Origin of the sequence: Algoriphagus sp. 4150 (assembly GCF_031457395.1) — a bacterium.
GTDB lineage: Bacteria > Bacteroidota > Bacteroidia > Cytophagales > Cyclobacteriaceae > Algoriphagus.
Genome location: NZ_JAVDWS010000002.1, coordinates 496,731 through 514,901, shown reverse-complemented (window position 1 = coordinate 514,901; position 18,171 = coordinate 496,731). Strand labels below are relative to the sequence as shown.

The 18,171-nt window shown below is 43.2% G+C and carries 11 protein-coding genes; 3 read left to right on the top strand and 8 right to left on the bottom strand.

Annotation, left to right across the window (positions count from 1 at the left end):
• Window positions 1-83 precede the first annotated feature (83 nt).
• Together uvrB and J2X69_RS05550 are read right to left on the bottom strand one after the other, a co-directional pair.
• The gene (uvrB, locus tag J2X69_RS05555) at window positions 84-2,126 is read right to left on the bottom strand and encodes an excinuclease ABC subunit UvrB (RefSeq protein WP_310099714.1); all 2,043 of its coding nucleotides are present in this window, start codon (window positions 2,124-2,126) and stop codon (window positions 84-86) included.
• Window positions 2,127-2,339: 213 nt separating this feature from the next.
• Entirely contained in the window at window positions 2,340-3,527 is a 1,188-nt protein-coding gene (locus J2X69_RS05550) for a DUF4105 domain-containing protein (protein ID WP_310099711.1), read from the bottom strand.
• Between the two features lie 48 nt (window positions 3,528-3,575).
• Here J2X69_RS05550 and J2X69_RS05545 point away from each other — a divergent pair, with 48 nt between their 5' ends.
• The 3 genes from J2X69_RS05545 to J2X69_RS05535 all read left to right on the top strand — a co-directional run bounded on the left by J2X69_RS05545 (window position 3,576) and on the right by J2X69_RS05535 (window position 7,778).
• A complete protein-coding gene (locus J2X69_RS05545; protein ID WP_310099708.1) occupies window positions 3,576-5,888 on the top strand; it encodes a T9SS type A sorting domain-containing protein in 2,313 nt (770 codons plus the stop codon).
• Window positions 5,889-5,968: 80 nt separating this feature from the next.
• On the top strand, window positions 5,969-7,282 hold the full coding sequence (locus tag J2X69_RS05540; protein ID WP_310099704.1) for a gluconate:H+ symporter: 1,314 nt from the start codon (window positions 5,969-5,971) through the stop codon (window positions 7,280-7,282).
• Window positions 7,283-7,304: 22 nt separating this feature from the next.
• The gene (locus J2X69_RS05535; protein ID WP_310099701.1) at window positions 7,305-7,778 is read left to right on the top strand and encodes a RidA family protein; all 474 of its coding nucleotides are present in this window, start codon (window positions 7,305-7,307) and stop codon (window positions 7,776-7,778) included.
• An 82-nt stretch (window positions 7,779-7,860) separates the two neighbouring features.
• On the opposite strand, the gene J2X69_RS05530 is transcribed toward J2X69_RS05535, so the two are convergent.
• The 6 genes from J2X69_RS05530 to J2X69_RS05505 all read right to left on the bottom strand — a co-directional run bounded on the left by J2X69_RS05530 (window position 7,861) and on the right by J2X69_RS05505 (window position 18,169).
• Window positions 7,861-9,255, bottom strand: a complete 1,395-nt coding sequence (locus J2X69_RS05530) for a transglycosylase SLT domain-containing protein (protein ID WP_310099696.1) — start codon at window positions 9,253-9,255, stop codon at window positions 7,861-7,863.
• A 132-nt stretch (window positions 9,256-9,387) separates the two neighbouring features.
• On the bottom strand, window positions 9,388-10,734 hold the full coding sequence (locus tag J2X69_RS05525; protein WP_310099693.1) for a TolC family protein: 1,347 nt from the start codon (window positions 10,732-10,734) through the stop codon (window positions 9,388-9,390).
• Window positions 10,734-13,796, bottom strand: coding sequence for an efflux RND transporter permease subunit (locus J2X69_RS05520; RefSeq protein WP_310099690.1), 3,063 nt, complete (start codon window positions 13,794-13,796; stop codon window positions 10,734-10,736). Before J2X69_RS05520 ends, J2X69_RS05525 begins: the two co-directional genes overlap by 1 nt.
• 1 nt (window position 13,797) lies before the next feature.
• Complete coding sequence (locus tag J2X69_RS05515; protein ID WP_310099687.1) at window positions 13,798-14,880, bottom strand: efflux RND transporter periplasmic adaptor subunit; 1,083 nt, start codon at window positions 14,878-14,880, stop codon at window positions 13,798-13,800.
• Window positions 14,881-14,900: 20 nt separating this feature from the next.
• Window positions 14,901-15,683, bottom strand: coding sequence for an alpha/beta hydrolase (locus J2X69_RS05510; protein WP_310099684.1), 783 nt, complete (start codon window positions 15,681-15,683; stop codon window positions 14,901-14,903).
• A 245-nt stretch (window positions 15,684-15,928) separates the two neighbouring features.
• On the bottom strand, window positions 15,929-18,169 hold the full coding sequence (locus J2X69_RS05505) for a tetratricopeptide repeat protein (protein WP_310099681.1): 2,241 nt from the start codon (window positions 18,167-18,169) through the stop codon (window positions 15,929-15,931).
• Window positions 18,170-18,171 lie beyond the last annotated feature (2 nt).

The window sequence follows — 18,171 nt, the reverse complement described above, 5'->3', positions numbered from 1 at the left end:
TCCATTCACACAACCAAACTAGTAACACAAACTCAACCATAACGCATTTTGGGTATCCTTAGCATCCTCTGGGTTAAAGATCTCTATTTGCTTACTCCACGGCTCAATTGTTCCAATCTGGATTTTTGGGATTGCCACTCATCACGGAGTCGCGCAGCTTCCATGAAATTCAGTTCCTTCGCAGCTTTCTCCATCAGCTTTTGTGTTTGCTGGATCAGCTTCTCCAACTTATCCTTGCTTAGGTATTGCACCACCGGATCTGCCACCATTCTCTCTTCGCCCGGCATAGGCTCCGCATAGAACTTCGCATTTTTCTTCGAGTCAGCCACTTTGGTTTGTCCCATGATTTTATCATGCGATTTCACTACCGTAGTCGGCGTGATACCATGCTCGGTATTATATTCAATCTGGATAGCCCGCCTTCTTTTCGTCTCATCAATCGCTAATTGCATAGAATGGGTGATTTTATCCGCATACATTATCACGCGCCCTTCGGAATTCCGGGCTGCCCGTCCAATTGTCTGCACAAGGCTTCGCTCATTTCTCAAAAACCCCTCTTTATCTGCATCCAAAATGGCCACCAAGGATACCTCAGGCAAATCCAATCCCTCTCTCAGCAAATTCACGCCCACAAGCACATCGAAAATCCCCAAACGCAATTCCCGCAAGATCTCCACCCGATCCAAAGTCTTCACCTCAGAGTGTATATACCGGGACTTCACACCGGCTCTTTCAAGGAATTTCTGAAGTTCTTCAGCCATTCGTTTTGTCAACGTCGTCACCAAGGTTCTCGCCCCAGCCTTAATCGTCTGGTCTATTTCCTCCAGTAGATCATCAATCTGATTTTGACTTGGCCTCACTTCAATAGTCGGATCCAAAAGCCCCGTGGGCCGTATGATCTGCTCTACCACCACACCTTCTGTCAATGACAGCTCATAATCCGCAGGAGTAGCGGAAACATAAATTGCCTGATTAATCAGTTCTTGAAATTCTTCGAACTTCAAAGGCCTGTTATCCAATGCTGAAGGGAGTCTAAAACCAAAATCCACCAAATTGACCTTTCTGGATCTATCACCACCCCACATGGCACGCACCTGTGGTAGAGTTACATGGCTTTCATCCACGACTAGCAGAAAATCATCCGGGAAATAATCTATCAGGCAGAATGGTCTAGCCCCGGGGGCCCTTCTGTCAAAATACCTGGAATAATTCTCCACTCCTGAGCAGTACCCCAATTCGCGCATCATCTCCAAATCGAACTCCGTTCGCTCCTGAAGCCGTTTAGCCTCTGCAAATCGGCCTTCTCTTTCGAAGAAATTTACCTGATCCACCATATCATGTTGTATTTCATGAATGGCAGTTTGCAAAGTGTCCTTGCCTGTTACAAATAGATTGGCAGGGAAAATGGAAATAATCTTTTCGTCATTAAGTTTCTTGCCTGTAGTAGGATCAAAACGCTGAATCGCCTCAATCTCGTCCCCCCAGAAGAAAATCCTGTATCCCCAATCTGCATAGGCTACAAAAATATCAACTGTATCTCCTTTCACCCGGAAAGTACCACGCGTGAGGTCATGCTGGGTTCGGCTATATAGAATATCCACCAATTTGAACAGCAGCTGATTTCTAGGAATTCTATCCCCTTCCTGGAGTCTGATGACATTCTTCCCAAACTCATCGGGATTTCCTATACCATAAATACAGGATACGGATGCCACCACGATTACATCTCTCCGTCCTGTGAGCAATGCTGAAGAAGCACTCAGCCGGAGTTTTTCAATCTCCTCGTTGATCGAAAGATCCTTTTCTATGTAAGTTCCCGAAGTAGGAATAAATGCTTCCGGCTGGTAATAATCATAGTAAGAAATGAAATACTCGACAGCATTTTCAGGGAAAAACTGCTTGAATTCCCCATATAATTGTGCCGCAAGGGTTTTATTATGACTTAGAACCAAGGTGGGTTTTTGCGTCTGCTGAATCAGGTTGGCTACAGTAAATGTTTTGCCTGAACCTGTCACACCAAGCAGCACCTGCGCCTGATCGCCATTATTCACACCTGCGGTCAGCTGTTCTATTGCCTTCGGCTGATCGCCGGTAGGTTGATAATCTGAGGTAAGTTTGAATTCCATAAGTCGTGTCCGAAAATACCCAACACCATTCCCCTATGCAAAAGTTTGCTCAGGAAAGAATTTCTAGCTCAGGAAATGGATTATGCTTCCGTCTCTCCTACCTCATTAAAGCCCCTCAGTCAACCTCACAAATCACAACACTGCAGTTGAAATCTTTGCCTTCAACCCATCCCCCTAAGCGGCACTCTAGTCCCTCTGAGCGGAGTCGAAGAGTCACTTTAGCCTTTTTAACTTCCCTACATTATAGTATAAGTAATTCGTCCTAAGAATAATTACCAAAAACAAAGGCATCAAACTAGGATGAAAAGACTGCCAGCCTAAAATCCAAAAAACCACCGCAGCATCCGCCATGATCAAGGCAAAAAGCAAGTAATGCTGTACCCAAGGTTTGACAGTTTTCTTGAGCAAGGCCAGCGCCAACACCAGATGTCCGGGAAAAGCCCATAGAATATTCCAGTTCCACTTAGTAGAAGGAATCAATGAGTAAACCCAGAGCCAGGCTATCACCAAACCTATGATCCCCAATAGTGCAAATAAGGTCACATCAAAACCTATATACAGCTTTTTCTTCTTGAAGCCTATAAAGGTGATGGCCGTAAAAATGACAGCTACCACCCAGAAGATCCAATAGGGATTTATTGCTCCAAAAGAACCATCAGGCTTTTCAAAACCCAAAATAACTCTACTTTCCCGCACCAAAGGCCGGGAAGGCCCATCTCCCTGGATTTCTGCTCTCGCAAAGGCTGCCTCTACATATTTTGGAAGAAACTGCTCTTCAAACGGCGTCGCATCTCTGTCCAGCCGAGAGCCCAATGCCAAATCAATCCCCAGATCCGACCAAGTCATATAGTAGACCATTTCATCGATCAACTCACGAAAGCTCTTATCCACAGTTTCCTGCTCCTCATCATGCCAGACCAGCTGATCCCCCAGCACCGTACCGATAGCATCCCGCACGCGGGTAGCACAATTGTCAAAGAAAAAATCGTAGCGATAGGCCCTGTTCTCAGGCAGGTAATTTGTTTCCAAAAATCGAATCAAATCGAGTATTTGCTGCTCATTGAGGTCAAGGATTTGCTCCCGCACACTTCGGTTAAAATAATCATACTCTGCAATAAAGCGATCAAAAGTGGATACAGACAGGTAATAATCAAGTCTGCCACCGGCAAAATTTAACACGAAGTTCGGGGCTCCAAAATCAAAGGTGCCGTAATTATATACCATGTCCCTACCGGAAGTGAGATCGACCACCCGAATCCCGCTATGTCCAAATGAACTGTAAATTTCCTCTCCGGGATCACAGGTCAGCAAGCTTATCCGGTATTGCTCAGCCAGCAAAGGGTTCAAACCGCTGCTAGTCAGCAAAAAAAACAAACTAACAACTATTTTTTTTAAAATCATTTTACTAAATTAATAATCGCTTTTTTCAGACAACAGATAACTTTTTGGATGGAGAGACAGGGCAAAACTTCAGCCCAAGAGGCAATTTTTCCATGCCGAATATACAGCATATTCCCGGCAGTTGTTTTCTGGTGCCTTTGCCTAAACATTTCATTTTGTCAAGAAACAGGTTCCTACCGGACAATTGCTTCCGGGAATTTTGAGAACGTAGCGATATGGCAAGTATACGATGGATCAGTATGGGCTGCTGCTGCCACCAAACCTACCCTTCTAAATGATATCTACATAGATCAAACCCGTACAGTCACTTTGACAGCTAACGAATCGGTGAAGAGCGTATTTATCAATGCTGAACTTAATGCAGGTGAAAAATTAAACCTCAACGGATTTAACCTTGACGTTTATGGAGCTCTTCGGGCTTTTTCAGGAGCTGCTCCAGGTGTCCCGTCAGGTTCATGGAACAGCCAAAATTGGATAGGTAATTCTGTGACCAGCACCATCACATTCAAGGGCACCTCAAGGGTAATTATCCCCAAAAATGCCTGGAGCGGATTTACAACACAAAGTCGGTATTCTGTAATTTTTGAGCCGGAAGAAGGCAACACCTTGACTATTGAAGAGCCCTTTAAAGCTGTAAGGTTTACCATTCGCTCAGGAAGCCTTCTCCAAAAATTAGATGTATCAGTGATTCCCAATTTTTGCTCCTCTCTTACCTTTAATACAGAAACCACTTTCTATCCATCTGGCCCATTTGGTGATTTTATTATTGAACCAAACGGAACATTAATTACTGAATGCGATCAGAATATAATAGCCAGATCAATTTCAGGATCTGTGAGTGCCGGCCTTATCGATCTGCAAAACGGGGCAGAACTCATTCTTTTGGGAACCTCTCCGCAGATTGAAGCTGCAACACTTCAATTAAATGGAAAAGTTACTTTCAGAAAAAATTCAGGTACTCAAAATTTTATATCCAAGTCCTTCGCAGGTTCAGCAGTGCCCTCCACCTTCAACGATCTGGAGATCCAAGGTTCTCAAAATGTCTCGCTGCCGCCAACTATAGCTCTAAATGGAAATATGTCCCAGACCGGATCCGGTCAATTTCAATTGCTCAACACACATCTCACCCTTCAAGGAACTGACGATCAGATGATCTCAGGATTTGCCTTAAGTACGCAGGATTTAACAGTGGACAAACCGGGCGGAGAGGTGAAATTAGAACAAAATCTAAACGTCCTCAGAAACCTCACTATGACGGGAGGAAGTCTGGATTTCCAGAACAATACGCTGACGCTGAACAACTCCGGCACAGGCTCGCTCAACTATCAAGGAGGCTCTTGGGAAAATCTGACAACATTCACTTATTCCAATGTACCCACAACCTTAAATGCGACCAATGGCACTTTCCCCTTTGGCGATAGATACCAAGGCGGCATCCGTAAAGTACAGATGCTCGGTACGAATGCCGGGGGTAATCTGACTATCAATTATACTGAATTCGACGGCGCCGATCACGATCCGGGATTTAATGACAACGATGATACGCCAATACTCTATCAACTCTTAAGTTATTTCCAATTTTCAGGGTTATCCCCTTCTTCTAATCAACTGGAATTGAAAATCTCCGCAGACAAATTGATCGTAGATGAACCTGAAGATCTCCGATTGGTTGGCACTGGCTATGCTGCTCCCGGAAGTCATATCGAAAGTACAGATGAAGTTAATCTGTGGGCAATCCGAAGTCTGGCTTTTAATGACCTACCCGGCAATAATTTCACTGTCGGTAGCTTCAGAACATTAAGCATTTTGCCTACCATATGGTTATCACTGTCTGCCAAAGCAGAAAATAACCTAGCTCAAATCAGCTGGTCCGTAGCCTCTGAAAAAAACAATGAGAAATTTGAAATTTATCGATTCGATAATCCTTCTGATTCCCTTGTGAAAATCGGAGAAGTTCCCAGCCTTGGCGATTCTGATATACCTGCATCTTATTCCTATTTGGACGAAATGCCTCCCAAATCAGCTTTCACTTACTATCAAATCAAAAAACTAGATTTATTCGGACGCTATTCTTGCAGTCATGTAATTAGTTTAGAAAATAATCTCAGGGAGATGTATAATCACCTCTCAATTTACCCAAATCCACATTCTTCAGGAAAGATTCACATTGCTCTTCCCGACAGTTTCAACACCGAAAATGCGCAAACAAGTATTTTCACTACCCAAGGGCATTTGATTTCGTCCTTTAATTTCAATGAATTTGAACTCTCTGAAAAACTGGAAATACTTAATCCCGGCATTTACTTAGTCAAATTTTCAAACACGGAAAGTATTCTTCAAACCCGGTGGATTAAACACTAGGTTTCATGGACTAATCGCCCAAACTAAATACAGTTTATCCCATTTTTTCTATCTTAGCCAGCTAAACCCAACCTATTCCTATGACCGTTATTCTTGTATTGCTAAGTATTGCTATTCTAGTACTGCTGATAGTCTGGGCAAAGCTCAATCCATTTTTAGCATTTCTGATTTCATCCATAATTGCAGGTTTTCTTCTAGGGCTTCCGGCAGATCAAATCGCCGGCTCCGTACAGCGTGGAATGGGCGTGCTATTGGGCGACTTGGTCATTGTAATCGTCATGGGTGCTATGCTCGGAAAATTAGTTGCCGAAAGTGGAGCAGCTCAACGAATAGCCGGTTTTCTAATGAAAATCTTTGGCCAAAAGCACATCACATGGGCTATGTCCATCACCGGATTGGTAGTGGGAATTCCGTTGTTCTACAATGTAGGATTTGTACTGCTTGTCCCCCTTGCATTCACAGTAGCCTACCAATATAAAATCTCAGCTGTCTACGTAGGGATACCTCTTCTGGCGGCGCTTTCAGTTACACACGGATTTCTTCCTCCCCATCCTTCTCCCGCCGCTTTGGTCGCGCAGTTCAATGCAAATATGGGTTTGACACTTCTTTATGGTTTTATGATTGCCATTCCCACCATAGCTCTTGCGGGGCCGATTTTCGCAAGAACACTGAAAAATATGGAAGCTAATCCGCTTAAGACATTTCAGGCAGAAACAAAACCTGAATCCGAACTCCCTTCTACTGCAAACAGCTTTTTCACCGCTTTACTTCCTGTAGTATTACTGATAGGCACGACGGTCCTTAATCTAAATATCGCAGCAGAAAGCAGCATGGCGCCCATTATAGCTTTTGTAGCAGATCCGGGGATAGTGATGTTAATCTCGGTACTTATCGCCACATATACCCTTGGTTTGAAACGGAATTTCACCATGAAGCAACTCATGGACCTCTATATAGTGGCGACTAAGGACATCGCTATGATTTTATTGATCGTGGCGGGTGCCGGTGCATTGAAACAGATATTCACTGATACCGGTGTCAGCTTGGTGATCGCAGAAGGCCTGCAATCGTGGGACATTCATCCGCTGATCCTGGCTTGGATTATTACCGCCATCATACGGGTGTGCGTGGGCTCTGCTACTGTAGCCGGACTTACCACCGCAGGAATAATAGCCCCGCTTGTAATTACCATGAATGTAGATCCAAATCTCTTGGTGCTTTCCATAGGTGCAGGAAGCCTGATGTTCTCCCACTTCAATGATGCCGGATTCTGGATGTACAAGGAATTTTTCAATGTAAGTATCAAAGACACCATCAAATCATGGTCTTTGATGGAAACCATCGTAGCCGTAGCCGGTTTGGCAGGTGTCTTAATCCTTGACATCTTTGTATAATTTCACAAAAAAACTAAACCACATGGAATCCCCTGAAAGTAATTTCTCCAAACTGGGCCTTTCACTGCCCCCTGCGCCAAAACCTCTGGGCGTTTATAAGCCTTGCCTGATTGACGGCAAGTACCTCTACCTATCCGGTCATGGCACCGTACAGGATGACGGAAGCCTGATCATAGGAAGAATCGGTGAAGATCTGGATATAGAAGAAGGTAAATTGGCTGCAAGGCAAGTTGGATTGGCTATGCTTGCTACCATCAAGGCAAATCTCGGCTCCCTCAATCGCGTAAAACGCGTGATCAAGGTATTGGGCATGGTTAATTGTGTCTCTACATTCGAGCGCCATCCCTATGTAATCAACGGATGCAGCGAATTATTCGCGCAAGTTTGGGGAGAAGAGCATGGGATAGGCGTACGGTCCGCTGTGGGAATGGGCACTCTGCCGGATAATATTCCGGTGGAAGTAGAAGCAATGTTTGAGCTACACGAAGGAGCTTAAGGCTAAAAGAGAGTCCTTGATAATTTTAACTTACCGTGGTCTGTGTGACGCAGACCACGGTCACATAGCTACAGGAAGGAGTTTAAGGCTGAACGAGCGCCTTGTACGACTCGAACACGCTCATCACGTCTTTGACGTAGTTTACTGCCAAATGTCCTTTGGCGAAGCCACTCTTGACAATAGGATCCCCGTAATAATCAGGATCACTTTTCAATTCTAAAAACCTCGAAACTGAAGGCCAAGCTTGTGTGTTTTCTCCGTATTTCAAGGTCAATCTCCAAGCATCTTCCACATGACCATGACCTATATTGTAAGAAGCCAGCACAAATTTCAGGCGTTCATCGGTATCAGGCACCCTTTCCATCCAGAATTTATCCAAGTATCTCAAGTACTTAACTCCTCCCATCAGTGACTGGGAAGGGTCGTTAGGATTATCCACCCCAAAACGCTCCAAAGTAACAGGCATCAATTGAAGCAGACCCTTTGCTCCCGCATAAGAGGTAGCCACAGTATCAAATTTCGATTCTTTGTACACCAAAGAAGCCAACAGTCTCCAATCCCAACCTAACTCTTCTGCCCCATTTTTGATAATATCATCATACATGGAGATCTGATTACCTGCCAGTGAAGAAAAAGGACTATTGCTTCTGAAATAGCTGTTCTTAGAATCCAGAAAATACTTGGCATACAGATCAGGTATGAGCCTCTTTTGTTTTTCCTCTAGCCAATTGTTCAAAGAAGACAACAGTTTGGGGGAGTTTTCCCTAACGACCCAAGCTACATCCCCTTCTTCCCGAACTTTCCAAGAGATATCCAATCCATCATAGTAAGTAGCATTTGCCTTGGCAATATTCTGGTCAGCTATAGTCCATTTGATTCTGCCGTCTGCCACCTGATCAATTAGCATTTCTTCGTGATCGGGTGTGGAAACAACAGTATAGTTCAATTGAAGCGAATCTTTCAAACTGCACAGCTGGGCTTTGTAGACAGTCCCTTCACGGACATGAATTGTGTCTGAAGCAAGTTGATCCCAAGAAGTGATTTTTCCGGAGGATTTATTACCGACAAGAACTGTATTCATTTTTCCCAGAGGGAGTGAAAATGAAGTTTTTTCAGATCTTTCCACGTTCTTTTCAAGGTTCATGGCGATCAAATCCACTTTGCCTTCATTCAGGTATTCAAAGGCTCCGTCAATATCCGAAATAAGAACTAAATGTAATTGTACATTTAATCTTTTGGCAAGATCACGCAGAAGCTCATACTCATAGCCCATTCTCCGCCCACGGTAAATATAATAGCCTGTAGAATTATCGTCCACTGCGGCGCGGATAAAACCACGATTTTGGATTCCCTGAAGATCAAGCGAGTAAGTCTCTTTTTTGATTCTTGACCCAAAATTCTTCTTAACAAAGGTGCATTGCACACCGAAAAGAAGAAGCGTCACTATGGAGGAAAATAGAATTAGTGCTTTTTTCATTCACAAGAGCCACCGGGCTCCGGATGTTACGAATGCCCATTTGGCAAAAGTTGTGCCAAAATAAAAATAACGCATTCGTTAAAAAAAGCAAATAAAAAAACGAAGGTTATTGTTGAAACCTTCGTTTTCTAACTAATCTTCTGAGGGTAACTCGAAATGCTCTGAGCTATTTTGAAAGAAAATCTTTCCTGAAAGTCTTCTCAACTCAATTTCCTGCTCTTTAATATTAAATATGGAAGTAATCAATCTGTTCTCTGCAGTCAGCAAATTCACCTGAGCATCCCTGAATTCAAGGTAAGAGGCAATTCCCAGTCTAAACCTTTCCAAGGCGATTTCGGAGCTTTCTTTTGCTACCGCATAATTCTTTCGTTCCACTTCCAGCAAGTTCTTATTGGTGGTGTATGTATTGAACGCACGGTGGATGTCAGAGCGAAGCTGGATCTCATATTGATCCACCGCATAAGACTGGATTCTCTGCTGCACCTTCGCATTCTGGATTCTCCTGTTTAGCGTAAACCCATTGAAGACATTCAGGGCAACGTTCCCTCCATAATTGAATCCTTCCCGTTGGTTTTGAAGAAGAAAACCAGCATCCGAGTTCAAGGTATTGGTCGCCCAAGATCCATTGAGATTGATCACTGGAAGTCTGCTTACTCTTAATTCTTTGAGCTCTAAGTATGCCACGTTCTCCTGACGCTGAGTGATGAGATAAGCTTTATTTTCTAAAAAAGCATTTTCTACCAGGTCTTCCAAAAACATAGGTTCCCCTACTGTAATGGTGTCGTTCACTTCAAACTGCATATCGGGATTCAAAGCCATGATTTCATTAAGGTTGACCCGGGAATTTTGGATCACCTGCTCCTGCCCTAGCAGCAAGCTTAAATCAGAATTGTAATCCACTTCCGCTGTCAAATAGTCACGTTTCCCTGCTCCTCCAAGTGAATACTGGGCTTCGGCTATATTCAGACGCGCCTGACTGAGCTCCAAGGTACGTTCAAGGACTTTTTGCCGCTGCAGCTCCAGCACGAGTCGGTAGTAGGCTGAAGATATATTGGCCACCGTGTTTTCTACTGCCACTTTAGCATCCAATTCGGATATTTCGGTCAACACTCCCAGCCGCTTCAGCACGATGAAACTCTCCGGCCTAAAGCCATAAATGCCTACAATACTTAAATTCTTAGACCTCGATCTTGCGTCGTCTATGGTGTTTGGTTCAGGATTAGTGGCAAAAAGCTGCTCCACATCTTCAATACTATAATTCCGTGTATAAGTAGCGTCCACGATAGGCATCAGATAATCACCTTGGCCAATACGTTCATTTCTCTCTTGAATATCCACAGTTTCCACTGCGATTTTGATGTCCAGATTTTTTTCCAAGCCTATGGTGATGGCTTTCTCCAGATCCAGAGATTCGCTGCTTTGGGCAAATAAGCTTGTTGCAATAATGCCCATAAAGAGCAGTAGGCTAAGTTTCTTCATTAAATTCTGGCTAATCTTCCTTCTTTGGAAGTGAGATAAGTATAAATGGCAGGGATGACAAAGAGTGTCAAGATAGTAGCAAAGGCCAATCCCCCTATCACAGCAGCCCCCATTGGCACACGGCTTTCCGCTCCTGCTCCAAGTCCAAGAGCAATGGGCAAAATACCTAGAATAGTCGATAAACTAGTCATCAAAATCGGTCGGAATCGTGCTACTGCCGCACCAAAAATCGCTTCATCAACAGACATTCCTGCCGCTTTTCTTTGGTTTGCAAACTCTACGATCAGAATACCGTTTTTGGTCACCAAACCTATCAGCATGATAATTCCAATCTGACTGAAAATATTAAGGGTAAACCCGCTTAACCACAAGGTGAAGAGAGCTCCAAAGAGTGCCAATGGCACTGTAAACATGATCGTAAGCGGATCCATAAAACTCTCAAACTGCGCTGAAAGAACAAGGTAGATCAAGATCAATGCAAATAGAAATGCAAACAACAAACTGTTTGAACTTTCTCTAAATTCCTTGGAAGGACCTGATACATCCGTAGTGAACGAGTCATCCAAAACCTCAGCCGCTATTCGGTCCATTTCATCCAATCCCGCTCCAATAGTATAGCCTTCTGCCAAGTTTGCAGATACTGTACCCGCAACGAAGCGGTTAAATCTAAACAACTGCGGCGGGGTACTTTTCTCTGTCACAGTCACCAAGTTGTCCAGCTGAACCAATGATCCGTTTTCTGCCCGTACATAAAGCATTCTTAGATTTATGGGCTCATTTCTATCCTCCAACCTCATTTCACCCACAACTTGATACTGCTTGCCATTCTTTATAAAATAAGCAAACCGCTGACCTGAGTAGGATAATTGTAATGTTCTGGCTATCTCCTGAACAGAAACTCCGATATTTCTGGCTTTTGCCCGATCTATTTCGATTTCCAGCTCAGGTTTGGTAAACTTTAAGTTGATATCCGAGAAAATAAACACCGGACTTTTTCCCACTTCTTCCATAAACGTAGGAATAACCTCCTTCAACTTCTCCAAAGTAGGTGCTTGCAGCACATACTGTACCGGTAGACCTCCACGACTGTTTCCTATGGATTGAGCCTGGGAAGCAAAAGCTCTTACGGAAGTATAGCTCTTTAATTTTTGATTTATCAGATTGAAATATTCGCCTTGGGTCTTTTCCCTATCTTCCGAATTAGTCAGAATGAAGCGAACAAATCCTGAGTTGGTACTGGCTGAACCAAACCCCGGGGAAGTCACCGAAATCAATCCTTTGACATCCTCTTTGGGATAATCTCTTTTGAAATCCTCAACCATCTGATCAATCACCCGATCCATATAACCAAAAGTGGCTCCTTCAGGCCCTGTAAGATTGATCCGGATTTCGCCCCTATCCTCGGTAGGTGTAAGTTCACTTGGAATCTGATTGAACAACCAATAAATCCCCAACCCCATAAGTCCGACCAATACAAAAGAAAACCAGCGAACTTTCATAAACCAGCCCAAAGCTGTTTCGTATTTGTCGTTGATCCATACGAACACAGGCTCCGTCACATTGTAAAATTTGCTATGCTTTTCCCTCCTCTTCAATAGCTTAGAGCTAAGCATGGGAGTCATGGTCAAGGCTACAAAGGAGGAAATAATCACCGCCCCCGCTACCACAATTCCGAATTCACGGAATAAGCGTCCCGTCGTTCCTGTCAAAAATATCACAGGAAGAAATACTGCCGCAAGCGCCACCGTGGTCGCAATTACCGCAAAGAAAATCTCCTCAGCCCCCTTCTCAGCAGCTTTCAGTGGCTCCTCTCCTTTCTCTATTCGGGAGTAGATGTTCTCCAACACCACAATTGCATCATCCACGACTAGCCCTATCGACAGGACTATTCCCAGCAGTGTAAGTACGTTAATGGAGAAATTCATCAAATACATGATGAAAAATACGCCGATAAGGGAAATAGGAATTGTAAGTACCGGAATAAAGGTCGTCCGCCAATCACGGAGAAAAAGGAAGATAATTGCCACCACAAGGATAAATGCTGTGATAATCGTCTCCTGAACCTCAGAGATAGAACTACGGATATACTGCGTAGAATCAAAACCAATTTCCAGACCTACATCAGCAGGCAGATCCTTTTTGATAAACTCCAGTCTTCTATAAAACTCATCTACAATCTCAATACTGTTGGAGCCCGGGAGAGGCACCAACACGACTCCTACCATGGGCACTCCGTCTCTTTTCAGAACTGTCCGCTCATTGAGTGCTGACAATTCAGCTTTCCCCACATCCTGAAAACGCACAATGTTATTCTGATCCTCTTTGATGATCAGATCATTGAATTCTTGGGGACTGCTTAGTCTACTTTTCGTACGGACAGATAGCTCGATCGTTTCTCCCTCAATTCTGCCGGATGGGAGCTCTACGTTTTCACTTTGTACTTTGGACAGAATATCCAGAGGAGTCACTCCATAGGAAGCCATTTTCAGCGGATCCATTCTTAGACGGATCGCATACTCTTTTTCACCCCAAATCTGCACCCTACTTACTCCGGGAATAGTCTGAAGTCTTTCTTTGAAAATATTTACTGCAATGTCCGATAGATCCAACAGGCTTCTCTCATCACTCTTTACATTCAAAAAAACGATTGGCTGGGAATCGGCATCTGCCTTGGAAACTACCGGAGGCTCCGCATCTGGGGGAAGATTTCGCTGTGCACCGGAGACCTTATCCCGCACATCGTTTGCGGCGGCCTCCAAATCAGCCCCCACGTCAAATTCCACGGTGATGCTACTTGCACCGTCGCTACTCGTAGAGGTAAGGGATTTGATCCCCTGGATCCCATTGATTGCTTCTTCGAGAGGCTCTGTGATCTGCGCCTCAATTACATCCGCATTCGCACCTACATAGGTTGTCCTTACATTGATTACGGGAGGATCCACACTTGGAAATTCCCTGACTCCCAGCAGAGAAATCCCAATAGCACCAAAAAGTATGATGACCAGAGACATCACTATGGCCAGTACCGGCCTGTTGATACTTATACTTGATAAGCTTGACATGTTAGTTGATTTGAGTGAATTCAACAGGCGTTCCCGTTCTTGCTTGCAATACACCGGTGGTGAGTACCAGATCTCCCACATTCAAACCACTTATGATCTGAACATGTGTATCTGTCCGGGTGCCGATCTCCACTGCCCGCTCTTCGGCTTTACTATCGGCACCAACTACGAAAACTTTATACCCTTGTAGTTCAGGGATGACAGATTCAGAAGGAACCATCAAAGCATCCTCAGTTTCCCCCAACACAAATCGAATTCTAACAAACATACCGGGCAAAAATTTCCTATCCTTATTTGGGCTCTCCGCTCTCAGTCTAAGGGTACGGGTTGCCGCATCTATCTGAGGTTCAAAAGCAAAAACTTTACCCACGACTTCATTAGGCGAGGATTCATTGGAAAAATAAATAGACGAACCCACCGTCACTTGATTGGCATAACGCTCAGGAATGGAAAACTCTATCTTAATTGGGTCTATATTCACAAAGTTTGCAATGATATCACTTGTGGCAATCACAGACCCTTCACTGACTTGCCTCAACCCCAAAATCCCATTGAAAGGAGCCCTAATGACCGTTTTAGAAAGCTGAGCTTCTACCAATTTCAAATCAGAAAGCGTAGTATTGAACTGATTTAGCACGATATCGTATTCTTCTTGGCTTATTGCCTCGCGGGCCAACAGCTGCTTTTGTCTATTTTCCTGACTTTCAAAAAGCTTCTGAGTATATTCCAATCTCTGATATTGTGCTTGTAACTCATCGTCGTTCAGGTAGAGCAGCGGAGTTCCTTTACTTACATATTGTCCCTCTTTAAAAGCGACCTTAGTGATCAACCCGGAAATTTCCGATCTAAGGTCCACAGATTCGTTGGGCAGAATAGTACCTGTCACTGAAAGCTGATTCCTAAGTGTCTCCCGCTCAAGCTTCACTACTCTTACGGGTAATTTGGCATTGACATCCGGTCCTGCACCCACAGAGGCAACCCCTGTATCATTGCTTTTGCGACTATCCAATCTAGGGTAGAAGTACGCAAAGGCTGCAATCAGGATTACGGCAATGATTAATATGGTCTTAGTTTGCTTTTTCATGTAGAAAGGTAATAGGCTTTTTAGGTTTGGTTTTGGATAAATGCAAGCGATAGTCGGTTGAACTCCTGAGGTTTTTCCACATTCACTACGTGGCCGCATTTCTTCAAAATATTCAAAACTGAATTTTTATGTGTTTTAATTATTTTTTTTACCGGTTCCAAGAACATCACATCCTGATCTCCCATCACATATAAGGTAGGAATCCCCAGATCGGACTCCTTGAAATATCGAAGAAGCGGATTTATATGCTTTGTCAACTGAAACCAGCGAATAAATTCCTTTTGACAGAGTTTTTGGGCTTCGTGAACAAACAAATTTCTTGACTCTGCATGCTGCTTTCTCGGCAAGATCACAAAGGCAAATAATCTGTAAAGCCACATATAGGGTATTACCCGCTTAAATGTACTACCCAAAAACACCAATACTCTTGACTGTGGGGTTAATCTTGTGACAGCTCCTGCCATCACTAGTGATTTAACGCGCCAACGTTCAAGCTCTGCCAGCTGACGGACGATGATCGTCCCCAGCGACACTCCCATAAAATGGGCGGGCGGAATCTTTAGATGATCAAGAACTTTGATTACATCCAAAGTGACCCCTTCAAAAGTATATTCCTCATTGTAAATTGCCTGGGGAAGATCAGCAGACTTGCCATGTCCACGAAGATCAATCAGCAAAAGATTATACTTTTCACTAAAATCCTTAAGCTGCTTAAACCATACCGCAGACGATCCTCCAGCTCCATGTATAAACACGACCCATTCTTTGCTTACTGAATGAGAAAATACTTTGTGGTACAACATATATGGTTAACCTGCAGGCTTAGCATAAGGTTGTCTGCTAACAAAAATAGCTTTCTCAAAGCAGTAAAAATCAATAAAACTTACTGGTGGCAAATCCCCACTACCAATGGAAAAAAAAAGGGATGCTATCGTAGTTAGGGGTAATTATTGACTTAATCATATGATTATCCATAATGTTACCGCCAATGTTATTTTAGGGCAATTCAAAAATGAATTAGGAAGGTCAAAATAGTTAACATCTCCCGTCAAGATGCATAAAACAAAGAAGCCTGAAGTTCTGCTTTGAGCCGATTATAATCCGACTTTTCCTGATCTGTCATCCTATAATCCCAAGTTTGGAGAATGTCCAACGACAAGTAATATTCGGTTTTTTTGTCTTCAGATGCTGTGGCTGCTATATCCTTCAACATGATCATTGAGTCCTCTTCCAATGACTCCATCCTGCTTAAATTCATCCCAATATATCTTTTTGCCTTTTCAAATTGTCCGAGTTTGAAGTAGGCTATTCCCAAGGTATTTGACCAAATTTTGACAAGATCCTTTCCCGAAAACAATTTTGGGTAGGTGTAAAGTAAACGATCATACTCCCGAATGACTTGTTCATTTTGCTCTGTCATAAAAATGGCATAGGCATAAATCGCATCATAATGGTCTTCAAACATTGCAGGATTGACTGTTTTCAGTTTTTTATAGATCCTGATGCAATCATCAAAAGAGGATTCAAGATAGGCCTTGTGAAGTGCTTCTTTATAGTAAGACTCAGCAAGTAATCCTCCATCAGCAGCCAGTTCATAGTTTTTGGAAGCTCCCAAATTGTCTTTCAACAAGGAATACACCATACCATTGTGAAAGTGCTTATAGGAATCTTTAGGATCTACAACCAGTGAGTTCTCACTCACAGGATCCATTTCTATATCAAACCCTTTCCCAAAATCATGCGCAAACAACATTTCAAGATAACTCAAATATGGGCGGTTCAAGGGCTCTTTCTTGTGAAGTGAAACCAATAGTTTAGAAGCATTGGTCGCCTCCTTGTTATGATAGTAAGTTTCTGCGAGCATCAGGGAGAATTTTCTATGATTTTCTGATCCTTCCTCGAAATACGCTATCATTGCCCGAAGAATCCTGATGGCATCATCAAGAGATTTCATATCCAAATAAATCAAAAGCAGGGAATGTAATGCTTGCAGGCGATCTTCTGTTGTGACAAACTGTCTGACACAGTTATTCAAAGTCATTGCTGCCTTTTCTTTTTCCCCAAGCTGTTCATACGCTAAGCCTAATATGTAATTACCTTGGGCACTGGGCTGGCTGGACTTTCTGATGTTTTCCAAAACCCCAACTGCTTTTTGGAAATCATGTATTCTAAAAAAATGTAAGGCTTTAGTTTCTTCGAGCTGAAGAGGGTTTCCTCCATTTAGTTTACTTTGTGAAAAACAGTGGAAAACAGCTTCATGGTTTTGTGCTTCACTCTGGATTTCAGCTTTCAACAACCATAGTCTAGGTTCTTTCGGGAAAGTTTTCAGCAAGTCCTCAAGGATGGCATTGGCCTTCTCTACACTCTTTATTTTCACAAATGCTGAAGCCCTCAATATCCCCGCATTCAAAGTAAAAGCTTGCTGCCCTACAGTCTGAGGATCCAAAGGAATAACTTTATCCATTGGCTTTACATGGGCCTGCCCAAATTCCCATTCAAATAAACTGAGTAAATCCAAAGCTTTTTTTGGATTACCTGAATGAATATACATTTTGGCAAGAATCAATGCGCTTTCTTGGTTGATGGATTTTTGCTTCGTCTGAATCTCCCATATCTTCACGGCCTTGTCCCTCCGATTTTGCTGCAGATTACAAATCGCCCAAAAATCCGATACTTCATAGTCGGATAACCAAGCATGACCTTCCATATCGGTGATTAATTTCGAAATCTTATCCGGTTGGTGAGTTTGCTTGTACAGGGGCAGCAATTCAAAAAATACTGCTTTACTCTCTTCCTCTGAGAACAGATTCTCAAGCTCCTGAATGCGGTAATACCTGCATTTTTGCAATTTTAAAATTGTCAACGTATCATCAGGGATGCTGAGAAGTGCTTTTTGATAATAGCTTATGGCATTGGTATAATCTTGATTTTGCAAATAATAATCCCCAAGGGATTTTGTCAGTCCAAAATGATCAGGAGTGTGTTGCAAACCCTGATCGATCAGCTCAAGGGACACTTCACAAGCTTCGCTTATCAAAAAAAGAAAATCATCACCCTCTAAGGCATCATGTGCCAATAATCTATCGATCTGAATCCCGGCACTATCCAAAAGTTCTTGACCTTTGCATTGCTTTCCGATCCACTTCAGCCATGCGCGGGACAAAAGGATCTCACGGCTTGCATCTTGCTCTTGGATATGGTTTTCCGCATCTTCCAAAGCCTGCCTCATTGCTCCAAAATCTGATTTTTCAAAAGCTTTATAAGCCAAGGCGATATAGTTATTGAACATGG

Excerpts from the sequence above, each read along its gene's own strand:
- uvrB (WP_310099714.1), bottom strand. The coding sequence starts at position 2,126 with ATGGAATTCAAACTTACCTCAGATTATCAACCTACCGGCGATCAGCCG.
- J2X69_RS05550 (WP_310099711.1), bottom strand. The coding sequence starts at position 3,527 with ATGATTTTAAAAAAAATAGTTGTTAGTTTGTTTTTTTTGCTGACTAGC.
- J2X69_RS05545 (WP_310099708.1), top strand. The coding sequence starts at position 3,576 with ATGGAGAGACAGGGCAAAACTTCAGCCCAAGAGGCAATTTTTCCATGC.
- J2X69_RS05540 (WP_310099704.1), top strand. The coding sequence starts at position 5,969 with ATGACCGTTATTCTTGTATTGCTAAGTATTGCTATTCTAGTACTGCTG.
- J2X69_RS05535 (WP_310099701.1), top strand. The coding sequence starts at position 7,305 with ATGGAATCCCCTGAAAGTAATTTCTCCAAACTGGGCCTTTCACTGCCC.
- J2X69_RS05530 (WP_310099696.1), bottom strand. The coding sequence starts at position 9,255 with ATGAAAAAAGCACTAATTCTATTTTCCTCCATAGTGACGCTTCTTCTT.
- J2X69_RS05525 (WP_310099693.1), bottom strand. The coding sequence starts at position 10,734 with ATGAAGAAACTTAGCCTACTGCTCTTTATGGGCATTATTGCAACAAGC.
- J2X69_RS05520 (WP_310099690.1), bottom strand. The coding sequence starts at position 13,796 with ATGTCAAGCTTATCAAGTATAAGTATCAACAGGCCGGTACTGGCCATA.
- J2X69_RS05515 (WP_310099687.1), bottom strand. The coding sequence starts at position 14,880 with ATGAAAAAGCAAACTAAGACCATATTAATCATTGCCGTAATCCTGATT.
- J2X69_RS05510 (WP_310099684.1), bottom strand. The coding sequence starts at position 15,683 with ATGTTGTACCACAAAGTATTTTCTCATTCAGTAAGCAAAGAATGGGTC.
- J2X69_RS05505 (WP_310099681.1), bottom strand. The coding sequence starts at position 18,169 with ATGTTCAATAACTATATCGCCTTGGCTTATAAAGCTTTTGAAAAATCA.